11 protein-coding genes are annotated in these 14,712 nt (G+C 52.8%); 3 read left to right on the top strand and 8 right to left on the bottom strand.

The window, feature by feature from the left end; genetic code table 11:
* Positions 1 to 14 precede the first annotated feature (14 nt).
* Complete coding sequence (locus tag GW590_RS12155) at positions 15 to 2,432, top strand: DUF3772 domain-containing protein (protein WP_169403300.1); 2,418 nt, start codon at positions 15 to 17, stop codon at positions 2,430 to 2,432.
* A 185-nt stretch (positions 2,433 to 2,617) separates the two neighbouring features.
* Here GW590_RS12155 and GW590_RS12160 read toward each other — a convergent pair whose 3' ends face one another.
* From GW590_RS12160 to GW590_RS12185, 6 genes are all read right to left on the bottom strand, one after another.
* Positions 2,618 to 3,184, bottom strand: coding sequence for a hypothetical protein (locus GW590_RS12160; protein WP_169403301.1), 567 nt, complete (start codon positions 3,182 to 3,184; stop codon positions 2,618 to 2,620).
* A gap of 815 nt (positions 3,185 to 3,999) precedes the next feature.
* Positions 4,000 to 5,004 carry a magnesium/cobalt transporter CorA gene (corA, locus tag GW590_RS12165; RefSeq protein ID WP_169403302.1) on the bottom strand — a complete coding sequence of 335 codons (1,005 nt, stop codon included), beginning with the start codon at positions 5,002 to 5,004 and terminating at the stop codon, positions 4,000 to 4,002.
* Between the two features lie 67 nt (positions 5,005 to 5,071).
* Positions 5,072 to 6,631, bottom strand: coding sequence for an efflux transporter outer membrane subunit (locus GW590_RS12170; RefSeq protein WP_408014932.1), 1,560 nt, complete (start codon positions 6,629 to 6,631; stop codon positions 5,072 to 5,074).
* A complete protein-coding gene (locus GW590_RS12175; RefSeq protein ID WP_169403303.1) occupies positions 6,615 to 8,183 on the bottom strand; it encodes a DHA2 family efflux MFS transporter permease subunit in 1,569 nt (522 codons plus the stop codon). The genes GW590_RS12170 and GW590_RS12175 overlap by 17 nt, the downstream gene beginning before the upstream one ends.
* Positions 8,180 to 9,376 (bottom strand): HlyD family secretion protein, encoded by a 1,197-nt coding sequence (locus GW590_RS12180; protein ID WP_169403304.1) that lies wholly within the window; start codon positions 9,374 to 9,376, stop codon positions 8,180 to 8,182. The genes GW590_RS12175 and GW590_RS12180 overlap by 4 nt, the downstream gene beginning before the upstream one ends.
* A gap of 201 nt (positions 9,377 to 9,577) precedes the next feature.
* Positions 9,578 to 9,874 carry a hypothetical protein gene (locus GW590_RS12185; protein ID WP_169403305.1) on the bottom strand — a complete coding sequence of 99 codons (297 nt, stop codon included), beginning with the start codon at positions 9,872 to 9,874 and terminating at the stop codon, positions 9,578 to 9,580.
* Here GW590_RS12185 and GW590_RS12190 point away from each other — a divergent pair.
* On the top strand, positions 9,873 to 10,781 hold the full coding sequence (locus GW590_RS12190) for a cation diffusion facilitator family transporter (protein ID WP_169403306.1): 909 nt from the start codon (positions 9,873 to 9,875) through the stop codon (positions 10,779 to 10,781). The genes GW590_RS12185 and GW590_RS12190 overlap by 2 nt on opposite strands.
* A gap of 29 nt (positions 10,782 to 10,810) precedes the next feature.
* Here GW590_RS12190 and GW590_RS12195 read toward each other — a convergent pair whose 3' ends face one another.
* Positions 10,811 to 11,419 carry a TetR/AcrR family transcriptional regulator gene (locus GW590_RS12195; RefSeq protein WP_169403307.1) on the bottom strand — a complete coding sequence of 203 codons (609 nt, stop codon included), beginning with the start codon at positions 11,417 to 11,419 and terminating at the stop codon, positions 10,811 to 10,813.
* Between the two features lie 18 nt (positions 11,420 to 11,437).
* Positions 11,438 to 12,604 carry an MFS transporter gene (locus GW590_RS12200; protein ID WP_169403308.1) on the bottom strand — a complete coding sequence of 389 codons (1,167 nt, stop codon included), beginning with the start codon at positions 12,602 to 12,604 and terminating at the stop codon, positions 11,438 to 11,440.
* 238 nt (positions 12,605 to 12,842) lie between these two features.
* Between GW590_RS12200 and GW590_RS12205 the strand changes: the two genes are divergently transcribed.
* Positions 12,843 to 14,399 (top strand): methyl-accepting chemotaxis protein, encoded by a 1,557-nt coding sequence (locus GW590_RS12205; protein ID WP_169403309.1) that lies wholly within the window; start codon positions 12,843 to 12,845, stop codon positions 14,397 to 14,399.
* Positions 14,400 to 14,712 lie beyond the last annotated feature (313 nt).

Below are 14,712 nucleotides of genomic sequence, written 5' to 3' on the forward strand. Positions count from 1 at the left end.
AGGTAACTCTCTTTATGCAAAAGCTTTTCCGGACTCCGGGTAAATTTGTTCTGTTATTGGCGTTGGTCTTTGCTCCGCTGCTGGCGGTTGCCGATGGTGCCAATGCCGCAGGACCGGATGAAGCTGCGACCGTTGCCAAGCCTATCGATGCCGGAGCGACGCTGTCGGCATTGCAAAAACGCCTCGACAATATCAAGCAACAGGTGTCGGCGGCAAAAGATGCCAAAAATATGGGTGGGCTGAATGATGATGCCTTAAAGCTGGCCAGCGATGCCGATCATCTGTCCGCTGATTTGCAGCCGTTGCTTGCTCAGGCGCAGGCCAAGCTGGATGTTCTGGGGCCGGCCCCGGCCCCGGGAGCCTTACCCGAAACGCCACAGGTAATTAAACAGCGCAAAGATCTCAACACCAGCAAGACCACGCTGGATAACCAGATCCAACAGGCTGCGGCCATTAAAACCAGCGCCGGCAATCTTTCCACACAAATTAGTGCGTTGCGCCGCGATGCATTGAAAACCCAGATTGCCCTTAATACCGGCAGTATTCTGGGGATCAGTTTTTGGTCGCCGTTATTTTCTCCGCAGGAGGATGACGGGCAAAGTTTTGCCGACTATAAACAGCAATTAAAAGATGCCTGGCACCAGGCATGGCAACCGCAATGGCGCTATGGCAGCGGTTTTATGTTGCTGTTGGCGTTAGTTATTGGTGTCTTTGGCGGACGTTTGCTGGATGCGCCGCTGGCGTGGCTGACGCCGCGCTGGCTGCCGGTTGGTCGTCTGCGTCGCAGTTTCTTTGCCTTCGCTACCGCAGCTATCAGCGTTTTAACTCTCGGAGGCAGCGCCGAGCTGTTTACCTGGGTGTTTACGCGAATGCCAGATGTCAGTGACTGGGTGCAGCAAACCGGTGATATTCTGGTGAAACTTTCCCTTTTCTCGGCGTTGATTGTCGGGCTGGGCAGGGCGCTGTTGTCTGTGCGTCATCCTAGCTGGCGCTTGCCCGCCATTGCCGATCCGGTGGCTAATACGCTGGTCAGCTTCCCCAAAATGCTTTCCGGCTTTATTTTGATTTTAGGCCTGATTGAGGGCATTAATAATCTGGTCGGCACCAGTGTAGCGGTAACGCTGTTTGGTAACGGCATGTCATCGCTGCTGGTGGCGATCAGTGCCAGTATTGCACCTATCCGTGTCAACCGCGTGCGTCGCCAGATGCTGGCCAATGGCGAACAGCCGGAGGCCCGTTCGACGCTGGCCGGGTTGCTTCACCTGGCGGTCAGTGTTATCGCCTTTGTTATTTTGCTGGCGCTGCTGGTGGGCTATATTCCGCTGGCGCGATTCCTGACTTACGAACTGCTGTGGGTGGGCACGGTACTGGCTTGCCTGTATATCATGATCGATCTGTCCGTCGACTTCTTTGAGAGCTTGTTCTCGGCGAACACCGCCAGTGGCAAATTACTTAAACACTCCCTGAGTCTCGACGATCGCCATCTTTCGCTGGCTGCCACGCTGTTTTCGGCGATAGCCAAAACCCTGTTGCTAATTATTGCCGTTATTTCGCTGTTGGGCGGTAATCTGGGGACCACTACGCCGCTGGAAGTGTTTAATAAAGTGGTGGATCTGTGGGGCGGCAAGGGGATGGAAGGCGTTAAAATCATCCCGGCCCAGGCGGTTAACGCGGTGATTTTCCTGGTGGTGGGCTGGTATATTCTGCGTTCGGCCAAACGCTGGCTTGATAACGATTTCCTGCCGAAAACCAAAATGGATCGTGGCATGCGTGCCTCGCTGGTGACGCTGTTTACCAACGTGGGTTATGTGTTGGTGATCCTGCTGACGCTCTCCACCCTGGGTATTGAGTGGAACCGTCTGGCGTGGATTGTCAGTGCCTTGTCGGTGGGGATCGGTTTTGGTTTGCAGGAGATTGTGAAGAACTTTATCTCTGGCCTGATCCTGTTGACCGAAAGGCCGGTAAAAGTGGGCGATCTGATTAGTATTGCCGGGGTGGAGGGGGATATCCGCCGCATTAATGTCCGCGCGACAGAAATTCAGTTGAGCGACCGTTCTACGGTGATTGTTCCCAATTCGCAGCTTATCTCGCAAAATGTGCGCAATGCCACCATGGGCAATGCCCAGGGCGTGGCGACTATTGCCTTGACCTTCCCCCTGGATATCGATCCTCAGGCGGTACGCACTTTGCTGCTGGAAGCCTATGAAGCTCACGAAGCGATCCAGGATACCCCGGCCCCTTCGGTGACATTCAGCCAGCTGGGACCTGACGGTATTGTGTTAAGCGTAACCGGTTTTGTCAGCAGTCCAAGGGTTATCGGCAGTACCAAAAGTGACTTGCTATATGAGATCCTGACCAAGTTGCGTGAAGCCGGGATCTCGTTGGGGCGTACGCAAACTATGGTTTGGGCTACTCCGCCGGCTGAGTCTTAAAAGGTAATTGGTTGTGAGGAGAGGGTTTTAATTGCAAATTTGCTTTTAAATTCAAGGTCAGGGTCAAGGTCAAGGTTAAGGTCAACTTCAAGGTCAAGGGCATTCGCTGTGCTCACTGGGCGGCGGCCCAGAGCGCCTTTATAGCTTAAAAGTCAATTTACTCCGAGCAAAGGGTTTCGGTTTTATTATTGCAGTGGCCACTTAACCCGCAGTGCCGAACCGACAAGGGGACTCGCAGTCGCTCGAGTCCCCTTGACCCCTGAGCTTTTTGGTGTTGTCGATGCGTGTATTGCCCTCGGTTGTAGTTCTTTCCAGTGACCCGGTGTGTGGCCTAAACCACGCCGCTGCGCGGTCCCTTCACTCGGTCGCGAGCCAAAAGCGTCTCGCTCCACGTCGCTCAGCGTAGGTTTTGAATCGGCCAGGAAGCATTTACTGCAAAACCGGGATTGGCTTAAATGACAATTTTTGGTTTTAAAGTCAACTTCAACTTCAACTTCAACTTCAAGGTCAAGGTCAACTGCATTCGCTGCGCTCACTGGGCGGCGGCCCAGACCGCCCAAAGGAGGCGAAGGCGCGCCTCCTTTGGAATCCTGCGCCTTGTCCAAATTGATAAGTGTCGTGCCCTCGGTTGTAGTTCTTTCCAGTGACTTCAGTGTGTGGCCTAAACCACGCCGCTTCGCGGTCCCTTCACTCGGTCGCGAGCCAAAAGCGTCTCGCTCCACGTCGCTCAGCGTAGGTTTTGAATCGGCCAAGCGGCATTTACTGAAAAACCGGCAACATTAAAGGTCAACTGCAAAAGGCAAAAAGACAAAAAGAAAAAAGTTTGCGGCTGAAACGGCACGGTGTGCATAGTTGGTTGGCACATTCAGAGACGGCGTCGCGCGAAGCGGAGGGAGACGTTTTTGGCTCCCGACCGAGCAAGGGGACTGCGGAGCAGCGCGGCTCGTGCCACGCTGGGAGTGACTGAAACATAGCCGGTAATAGGCAGCAGACGCATCAACAACACCAAAAGGCCCAGGATTGTTAAGGAGCGGGCCAGCGCTCCTTAACTCGGTTCGGCACAGTCGGTTAAGCTGCCCCCGCAATTATAAAACCGAAACAGCTCCTCATAGCCAATGGCCTTTAAAACCAAAATTGCCATTTAAGACATGCTGACTGGCACATTCAGAGACGGCGCCGCGCGAAGCGGAGGGAGACGCTTTTGGCTCCCGACCGAGCAAGGGGACTGCGCAGCAGCGCGGCTCGTGCCACGCTGGGAGTGACTGAAACATAGCCGGTAATAGGCAGCAGACGAATCAAAGACACCAAAAGGCCAAGGATTGTTAAGGAGCGGGCCAGCGCTCCTTAACTCGGTTCGGCACAGCGGGTTAACTGGCCACTGCAATTATAAAACCGAAACAACTCCTCATAGCCTATTGGTTTTAAAACAACAATTACCATTTAAGCCCAAACCCATACAGCTTCTCTAAAACCAATTGGTTTTAAAACAACAATTGCCATTTAAGCCAAAATAATTACTACATAGCCCATTGACTTTAAAAAAAGAAAATTGCCATTTAAGCCCAAACTATAACCACCCAGACTTTTTCAATTTCAAATACAACGCCACACAACCAACAATGGTCACCCCCAAGGTTATCGGGTAACCCCAGGTGTCGTTCAGCTCCGGCATATCTTTAAAATTCATGCCATACAGGCTAAAGATCACCGTTGGAATAGCCAGAATAGCCCCCCAACCGGCCAGACGCTGTACCACCTCATTCTGATGCACCGAGACCAACGCCAGATTAACGTGCATGGCGTTGGCCAACATCTCGCGCATATCATCGGTGGTGGTGATCACCTGATGTGCGTGGTCCTGCACGTCACGCAAATAGGCGCGCAGAGATTTGGGGATCAGGCTTTCATGATGCTGAATCAACTGATTGCAGATATCCGTCATCGGCACCGCCGCATTGCGCAAAGACAGCAGCTCGCGACGCAAACGATATACCTCCTGCACGGCACTATGATCAAACTCCGACTTGAACATCCGCGACTCAATTTGCTGAAATTGCTCGGTATATTGATGCAGAATGGTCAGATAATTATCCACCACCATATCCAGCACGACATACAACGCATAACCCGGCCCTTTTTCCAGCAGAGCAGGACACTCTTCCGCATGTTTGCGTACCTGCGCATAGCTGGAAGAGGCGCCATGGCGCACAGTGACCAAAAAATTCTTGCCGACAAAAAGATGGGTTTCACCATATTCAATGACGTCATTCACCAACTGCGCCGTTTTGACCACGATAAACAGCGACTCACCGTATTGCTCGATTTTTGGCCGCTGATGCGCTGCTAACGCATCTTCTATCGCCAAGTCATGCAGGCTGAACTCCTCCTGGATTTGCCGCATATAGGTATCGTCAGGCTGTAACAGACCCAGCCAGACAAAGGTGCCCGGCTCCTTGAGCACTTCGCTGATATCTTCGATGGTCACCTGTTGCAGGACTTTACCGTGACGATAGGCCACGCTATTAATCACCGAGCTGGCGCTATTTTTGTGTTCATTGGCGATGGCGTTCATAAGGTAACCACAATGTAAGTCGGTCAGTTAACAAAATAGCGAATGTCTATCTGACAAAGAGCTATGACTATTTCACCGTTTCCGCCGGTCCAAAGACCTTATATTCCGGCAGTTTGACGTCCTGATAAGGCTGCCAGCCGCCGCCGAGGGATTTATACAACGACACCAGATCGGTGCTGGTCTGTACTTTCGCTTCGGCGCTTTGCTGCTGCGCCTGCGCTAACTGACGCTGGGCATCAAGAACATTGATAAACGATGAGAGTCCCTTTTTATAGCCATCACTGGCCAGATCAAAGCTGTTTTGCAGCGCGTCGGTCGACTCATTCAGGGCATTAACCCGATCCTGATCGGTGCGATAGCTGACTAACGCATTATCGACGTCCTGCAGTGCAGTCAGTACCGTCTGACGATAGTTTAGCGCCGCATTCGCTTGCTGGGCGCGGGAAAGGCGTACGCTAGAGACCAGACGCCCCCCCTGGAAAATGGGCAGTGAAATTTGTGGGCCAACGGAATAGAAATGGCTGCTCCAGTCGGTCAGGTAATCGGTGTCGGTATTACGCATACCAAACTGGCCGGTTAGCGACAGGCTGGGGAACAGTTGCGCCACCGAGACGCCAATATTGGCGGTAGCAGCATGCAGATCGGCTTCTGCCTTGCGCACATCCGGACGGCGGCGGGCCAGTTCGGAGGGCACGCCCACTGCCACGGCAGCCGGAATGGCGGGCAGCGGTTTAACTGCAATAAGTTCGGCATCAAGCGAGCCAGGTAACTGACCGAGCAGTACCGCCAGCCCGTTCATTGCCTGGCGCAGTTGCGACTGATACTGCGGTAATTGCGCCCGCAGAGAGCCTAACTGTGCACGGGAATTCTCGACATCAAGCTGTGGTGCCAGACCATGTTGTTGCCGACTTTGCGTCAGTTCCAGCGTTTGTTGCGCCACGTCTATCTGCGTCTGGATGGCGGCGAGCACCGTTTGCGCGCCGCGCAGCTGCAGATAGGTGCGAGCCACTTCAGCCTGCAGGGACACCAGCGCATCGTTGCGGCTTTCCAGCGAGGACTGGGTCTGCGCATTGGCCATCTCTACCGAACGGCGCGTGCCGCCAAACAGGTCCAGTTCCCAACTGGCATCAAAGCTGCCCTGATACAGGTTGACCGGCTGCGTAGCGGTGTTGATGGCGCTGGTCACTTCCGGACTTTGCGACTCCAGCTTACTTTCTGCACCCGTGGATTTTAAAATGCCTTCCAGACCCAGTTGCTGACGGGTCGCTTTAACGTTGGCATTGACCGAAGGCAGCCAGGCACCTTTCGCCTGTACCACCTGTTCCCGGGCACCGGCAATCCGCAGTACCGCCTGTTGCAGGGAAATATTGCCGGCAATAGCGCGATCGATCAGACTATCAAGCTGAGGGTCTTTAAAGGATTTCCACCACAGCGGGCTAGGCTCGGAGGGCAGGGCAATCGACTCTTTCGCTGAAGTGGACGCCTGTTTAATATCGTTATAGGCACCCGGGGTTTGCGCGCGGGGCGGCTGATAATCTGGACCCACTGAGCAACCGGCCAAGGCCAGCGCCAGAGCAGATAACGTAAAACGTGATACAAAGGCCGACATATTAATGGGCTCCGGCATTGCCTTCGCTCTTGACCGGCGAAAGCAGAAAACAAAAGGGGATTAAAATACAGGCGATTAGCGCGCAGTAGCTAAAGACATCGACATAAGCCAGGATCCGTGACTGCGACACCATCTCCTGATACATCCGGGCGGTAGCCAGAGAGACGGGATCGCCAACAACATGGGCAAGGTCGCGAATGGCCGCTGCGCTTTTCTGCACCGCCAGAGCAAATTGTTCGTTAAGAGGGGTCATATTGTGCACCATATGCGCGCTATGCGCCTGGGTTCGCTCGGTGACCCCGGCCGTTGCCAGCGAAATACCAATCGACCCGGCGACATTACGAAACATGGTAAAAAGCGCGGCGGCATCGGCATTCATTCGCTGCGGGATGGTAATAAAGGCAATGGTGGTCAATGGCACAAACAGGAAGCCAAGTCCCAGCGATTGCGCACTGCGGAACAAGACCAGCGTTTCAAAATCAATATTGGGCACCAGCGTTGCCGAATAGATAAACGACAGCATCAGCAGCAGAAAACCGAAGGCAATAATCAACCGTGTCTGCACCAGGGGCATCAGCTTTATCACCAGCGGGATACTGAGAACAATCAGCACCGCTCCCGGCGACATCACCAGGCCTGACAGGGTGGCAGTATAACCCAGTTGCTGCTGCGCCAGTTGCGGGATCACCACCGAACTGCCATAGAGGATCATCGCCATACCGGCCATTAACAGACTGGAGATGGCAAAATTACGGTCCTTCATACAGCGCAGATCGACCACCGGTTTTTTGGCATAGAACATCCAGTACACAGCGCCGACCATACCAGCGACCGCCAGTACCGCAAAGGTGACAATAAACCCTGACTGGAACCAGTCATCATCTTCGCCACGGTCCATCATTACTTGCAGACAGCCAAGCCCGAGAGCAATCAGGCTGATACCGATATAGTCGATACTGAGCTTGTCTTTCGACTTGCGCTCCCACGGCGGATCTTCCAGCAACTGATAAATCGCTATCAGGGCGATCACCCCTACCGGAATATTAATCAAAAATACCCAGCGCCAGCTGTAGTTATCGGTGATCCAGCCACCAAGGGTCGGGCCGATAACCGGTGCCACGATAATGGCGATCGAAGAGAGGCCAAAAGCTTTGCCGCGATCTTCTTTTTTAAAGTAATCGAGTAGGACCGACTGTTGCACCGGCTGTAATCCGCCGCCGAAAAAGCCCTGCAAAATACGAAACAGGATCATTTGCCACAGTTCGGTGGCCACGCCGCACAGGAAAGAGCAGACCGTGAACATGACAATACAGATCAGGAAATAGTTTTTGCGACCCAGCGAGCGGCTAAGAAAGGCCGAGATCGGCAAGACGATACCGTTGGCCACCAGATAGGAGGTCAATACCCAGGTCGACTCATCGTAGCTTGACGACAGCGAACCGGCGACGTGCGGTAGCGCCACGTTGACGATGGTGGTATCGAGGATCTCCATAAATACCGCGATGGTGACCACAATGGCCACCGCCCACGGATTACTTTTGGGGACCCAACTGCTGTGATCGCTATTCATTCGACCGTTACCGTCGGTTCAACGGAGAGTCCCAATGGCAGCGGTTTATTAGCATCGAGACCGCTGTCGATAACAATTTTTACCGGCACACGCTGCACAATTTTCACGTAGTTGCCGGTGGCATTTTCTGCCGGGAAAGCCGAGAACCGCGAACCGGTGCCTTGCTGAATACTGTCTACATGCCCGTGCAGTTTGATATCCGGGAATGCGTCGACTTTGATATCGACTTTGTCACCGGGATTCATGCGCGCCAACTGAGACTCTTTAAAGTTGGCATTGATCCAGATCTGCGGCGACACCACCGAAAACAGTGATGAACCGGCCTGCACCAGAGTACCTAACTGAACATTACGCATGGTAACAAAACCATCGAAAGGTGCGCGTACATCGGCATAGGAGAGATTAAGATTGGCGGTTTCCAGTTGTGCCTTTGCCTGCTCGACCTGTTGCTGGCGCGCTTCAACATTGGTTTCTGCGCCGCGAATTTGCAGCGTAACCTGTGCGGCAACCTCGACCTGTGCTTTGGCATTGGCCAAATCGGCATTGGCAGAACGCAGTTGTGCATTAGCCGTGTCAATGTTTTGTTGCGAAGTGGCTCGCGGATCAACACCGCGCTGACGACGATAATCAGCAGTGGCGTTTAGCAGATTGGCTTCGGCGCGCGCTTGTTGTGCTTTGGCTTGAGCCAACTGTGCAGGATACTGGACTTTTGCCAGATCCAACTGCACCTGGGCCTGATGTAATTGCGACTGAGCCAGGCCAAGCTGCGCCAAGGCCTGATCGCGCTGTGCTTTGGCATCGCGCGGATCAATCTGCACCAATAGCTGTCCCTGTTTCACAAACTGATTATCTTTGACCGCCAGATTAACAACATAGCCGGCGATTTTCGGGGCAACAGTGACAGCGTTGCTGTCGGTAAAGGCATCGTCCGTGCTTTCCAGATTGCGGTTTATAAACCAGAAAATCAGCGCCACAATCACCATCACGGCCACAATAATGCCAAGGATGATCAGGGGTTTTTTACCCGGCCCTTTGCGCGGCTGCTTATCTTGCTGGTCGCCGTCAGCATTTTCGCCATTATGCTCGCTGCGATGGCCTTCTCCGGGGGTAATGTGCGTGGAATTTATACCTGGTTTCTCGTCGGCTGAGACGGGGTTGTTGGACTGGTTAGCTTCTTTTTTGTTATCTGTCATATTGTTATAGTCGCTGGTTTAGTGTGCTCATCGAACGTCGGGCGACGCAGCGCCTGGACGAGGATTTAAAATTATCTCGTTTTACCCTAGAAGGTATTGATGTAAATGCAAGTAAATTTGGGTCAATGAACGTCGCTTTATGCTGAAATTAAAAGGCTATAGGAGGATCACCGAAAACCATAGAAAAAAGTGTAGGAAAATTTATCTGTTTAGTGTTTGTTGCGCGAACAGTTGAGCGTCAGTAATAGAAAAATTCTTTATCCACCAGGCGATCAATGGCAAAGTAGCGCCCCCGGCAACCATAAAGCACCTTGCTGCCAATTCAGGAGAAGAGTGCCCCCCGTTTTCACGGTTGCAGCACTGCCGTTTTTTAATCATTTTATTGATACCCTTCGCATTCAGGATGCCGCACCTTGTGCCGTAAGCTGAATCATTAAGGGAGCGACCCAACCCAATTTCAGGATAATCCTGTGACACATTTTCAGAGACGTGTTCCATGAGCCATGACGCACCTTATAAAGGGCTGACCCGCTTTGCCTCGCTGGTTTCGCTGATAGTGGCCTTGGTATTAGTCGGCGTTAAAGTCTGGGCATGGATTGCCACAGGTTCCATTGCACTGTTGACCTCGGCCTCGGATGGGCTGGTGGATGTCCTTGCCTCGCTGGTGACGCTGATTGGCGTGCGCTATGCAGGACGACCTGCCGATAACGGTCACCGCTATGGTCACGGCAAAGCCGAAGCCGTTGCCGCTTTTGTGCAGGCACTGCTGTTAGGGGGGGCCGGGCTGGTATTGGGTATCGAGTCGATAGAGCGCTTGATCAACCCGCAGCCGTTGGCGGATCTTGGTTTGGGGATCTGGGTGATTATTGGCAGTTCGTTGGCCGCGCTGGGCCTGGTACTGATGCAAACTTACGTGGTGAAACGTACGGGCTCTACCGCCATTGCTGCTGATCGGGCGCATTATGTTACCGATGTGGCGGTCAATATTGCGGTATTGCTGGCGCTGGTGTTTGAAAACAATTTCGGCTGGACGCGTTCGGACTCGATTGGTGCGTTGCTGATCTCTTTCTATATGATCTGGAATGCCAAGGGCATGGCGCTGGATGCGTTAAAACAGCTGTTGGACCGAGAACTGGATATTACCGATCGTCAGCGCATAAGAGCGGCGGTGTTGGGGTGTCCTGGCGTCAGTGGCGTCCACGATATTCGCACGCGTAATGGCGGTGATCGGGTGTTTGTCGAATTCCATCTCGAAGTGGACGGCCATTTGTCTGTGGATATTGGTCATGATATTGGCGATGTGGCAGAGGCTGCGGTGCGTCAGCTATTTACTGCCGCCGACGTGACCGCGCATCTTGAGCCTGCCGGCATCGATGACGAACGCCTCGATAATTTGCTGAAATAAGCTTGGTCATCTGCACGGGGCGCGGTCAGTCAGCCTTTTTTTGCGCCTAGCCAGATACCTTCGCACAGCATATGTGCGCAGTCGAAGCTCAGATCCTTGCGTTTTTGTGCATCAGCGGGAAGGCGCGCCATTTGATCAAGCATACCCACTACGCACTGTGCTAACTGCAAGGCAGCAATATCGCGACGGAACAAACCGGCTTGCTGCTCATTGGCGATATTGCGGGCGATCCAGTTGGCGAGATTGGCTTTGGTGATGCTACAACCAGGGGGCTGAAAAAAGCCAATTTGTGTTAGCTCGGGGTCTTCTGCCAGAAAATCGAAGATTTTTTGAAAACTCAGTGCCACGCGATCCAGCATTTGCGAGGTGGGTATCCCGCCTTCAATCAATAACGTCCGCGTCAGTGCTTCAAAGCGCGAACGAAATTCGGTCATCAAATCCTCGTAGGCCATCTCTTTGCTTTCGAAATAGCAATAAAAGGTCGGCTGCGACACGCCAGCGGCCTTAACGATATCGCTGACTTTGGTGTTGTGATAACCCAGGCGCGCAAACTCTGCCGCTGCGTGGCGACGGAGTTTGGCATGGGTTTTGGCACCTTTGGTAAGGCAGGATTCAGGATCATGCATGGTGGCTTTCATCAATCCTTGTGCGAAAGTTTATGCGTTATCGTTAGCTAATTCAGGACTGGTTCTACGGCTGAGAATCACGATAATCAAGCCACTCAGTGCCAGCATAGCACCAGCGGGTGCAATCCAAGCATAGCTCAGTCCCGCGCTGATCACCCCGCCGCCCAGCGCCGCCCCGAGAGCATTACCCAGATTAAATGCACCAATATTGACTGAAGAAGCCATTCCTGGCGCTTCATCGGCGGCATCCATCACGCGCATCTGCAATGGTGGGATCAGCCCGAACGACATCATGCCCCAAAGTATCATAGAAATTGCTGCGCCAATGTGACTTCTCGCAGAGAAGGGGATCACCAGCATCATCACCGCTAACAGGCTGAAAAACAGTATCAAGGTAGCATCCACCGAACGATCAACCAGTTTACCGCTCAGGTAGTTGCCAAGGGTAAAACCGACGCCAATCAGCATCAGCATGGCAGTAACAAACTCTCCGGAGGCGTGCACCAATTGCTGCAATACCGGGGCAATATAAGTATAGAGCGTAAACATGGCACCCGCACCCAGCGCGGTGGTGGCCAGGGCTCGTATCACGGGCGGACGAAGCAGGACCGCCAGCTCTTTTTTCACATCCGGCATTTTTCCTGCTTCGCCTTGCGGCAGTGAGCGCGAAAGTGCCAGCAGAGTGATAATGCCGAGCACTGCCGTGCCGGCAAAGGCATTGCGCCAACCCAGCGTCTGGCCAACCCAGGTGGCAACCGGAACGCCGCCGATATTGGCGATGGTTAAGCCCATAAACATAATCGCCAGCGCACTGCCGCGTTTATCCGGTGGCACCAGGCTAGTAGCAACCAGCGCACCCAGCCCAAAAAAGGCGCCGTGAGCCAGGCTGGTGACCACGCGTGAAAGTAACAACAGCGTATAGTTGGGGGCTATGGCCGAGAGCAGATTACCGATCACAAAAATTGCCATTAGCAGCATCAAGGCTGGCTTACGACGAAAACGCCCCAGCGCCAGCGTCATCAATGGGGCCCCCAGCATCACACCAAACGCATAGGCGCTAATCAGTAAGCCGGCGGTGGGAATTGAGACCTTGACGCCCAGCGCGATAACCGGCAGCAAACCCATGGGAGTGAATTCGGTGGTACCGATCCCAAATGAGCCTAATGCCAATGCCAATAGTGGCCATCTGAATAACATTGTTTTTACCTTTACATTTATTAACGTACGATAAGTTAAATATTACTTATAAGTAAACTTACTTACAAGTAAGTTTTTTAACGAAATAGCCCGCGTTTTGGGTTTTTTTGCGAAGAAACACACAATATCTATAAGGTTTTAGCAATGGCGCTAAAGTATACAAAAAGTTTGCCGATGAGCGTTATTAAGGACACTTTCTCATCGTTAAATGAGAGGCGAAAGGCCTCAGGATGCGACTATGCAAAATACGCTGTCTGTTACCGAACAAGAGTATGATTTCCCCGAGAACACCACTCTGATGTCTACCACCGACCTGGATAGCTACATTATCTACGGTAATGAGCAGTTTTTTGAGGTAAGCGGTTACAGTTCAGAGGAATTACTGGGTCAGCCTCATAATGTCGTACGCCATCCCGATATGCCAGCTCAGGTTTTTGCTGATATGTGGCGGACGCTGAAAGGGGGAGAACCCTGGACTGGTTTGGTGAAAAACAAGCGTAAAGACGGCGGGTTTTACTGGGTGCGCGCCAGTGTCAATCCGGTAGTGCGTGGCGGGACACCTATTGGTTATCTGTCGGTAAGAACCAAACCCAGTCGTGAGGAAGTGGCGCAAGCCAGTCTGCTCTATCAAAAAATGCGCCAGGGCGAGATGAAAGGTTTTCGCATGCATAAAGGTCTGTTGCTGCGACGTGGGGTGGGGGGATTTATCTCGGCGTTGAAAACTTTGCCTTTGCGCTGGCGTATTCGTGTGCCTTTACTGACTTTACTCCCCATTACTTTGGCCGCAGGCTGGTATTGCAGAGAGTCTGGCAGCAGTTTTCTGATCTTTTCGCTAATGTTGGCGGCATTACTGGCACTGACTGCATTATGGCTGGAAATACAGATTTCTCGTCCCCTGGAACGTATTGCCAAACAGGCGATTGATATTGCCACCGGGGCGAGTCTCAAGGTTGATCATGTTGACCGCATTGATGAATTGGGTCTGACGCTGCGAGCGGTAGGGCAGCTTGGGTTGATGTTCCGTTGGTTAATTGATGATGTTAGCGGCCAGGTCATGAGTGTACGCTCTGCCAGTCATACCCTGGCTGAAGGCAATACACAGTTGAGTCTATTGATTGATGAAACGGCTGCCAACGTGCAGGAAACCGCGGCGGCGATGCAGCAGATAACGGCCACCATTGCCATGAATGTCAGCAATACCGCGCAGGCGGATCTGCTTTCGCATTCGGCCAGTGATGCCGCCAGCAGCGGTGGTACGGCAATGAGCGGGGTGGTGTCGACCATGGATGAAATTGCCAGCAGCTCAGATAAAATTACCAGCATTATTAGCGTTATTGACAGTATTGCTTTTCAGACCAATATCTTGGCGTTGAATGCTGCGGTAGAGGCGGCAAGAGCGGGCAGTGAAGGTAAGGGATTTGCCGTAGTGGCTGGCGAAGTGCGTAATCTGGCGCAACACAGTGCCAAATCTGCTGCTGAAATTAAATTACTGGTGCAAACCAGTACCGAGAATATTCGTTCTGGTATTGCACAGGTGCATGATGCAGGGGTAATTATCCACGATATTGTTCATCAAGTGGATAAAGTTACGGCGTTGCTCGCCGAGATCAGACTTGCCACCTCTGAACAGGGAACGGGACTGTCGGATATCAACACTGCTGTTGATCACCTGGGGGTGATTATTCATAAAAATGCCACCTATGTGCACGAAGGATCTGTGGCTTCAGAATCTATGCGGCAGCAGTCGGATTTGCTGGCTCAGGCGTTAAATGTTTTTCGTCAGAGGGAGGCTTAAATGGCAATTTTCTTTTTTAAAGTCAATGGGCTATGAGGAGCTTTTTCGGTTTTATAATTGCAGTGGCCACTTAACCCGCTGTGCCGAACCGAGTTAAGGAGCGCTGGCCCGCTCCTTAACAATCCTGGGCCTTTTGGTGTTGTCTATTCGTCTGCTGCCTATTACCGGCTATGTTTCAGTCACTCCGAGTGTGGCACGAGCCGCGCTGCTGCGCAGTCCCCTTGCTCGGTCGGGAGCCAAAAGCGTCTCCCTCCGCTTCGCGCGGCGCCGTCTCTGAATGTGCCAACTAGCTATGTACGTCGTACCGGTTTGG

It is taken from the genome of Rouxiella aceris (assembly GCF_012933545.1).
In the GTDB taxonomy this organism is placed as follows: domain Bacteria; phylum Pseudomonadota; class Gammaproteobacteria; order Enterobacterales; family Enterobacteriaceae; genus Rouxiella; species Rouxiella aceris.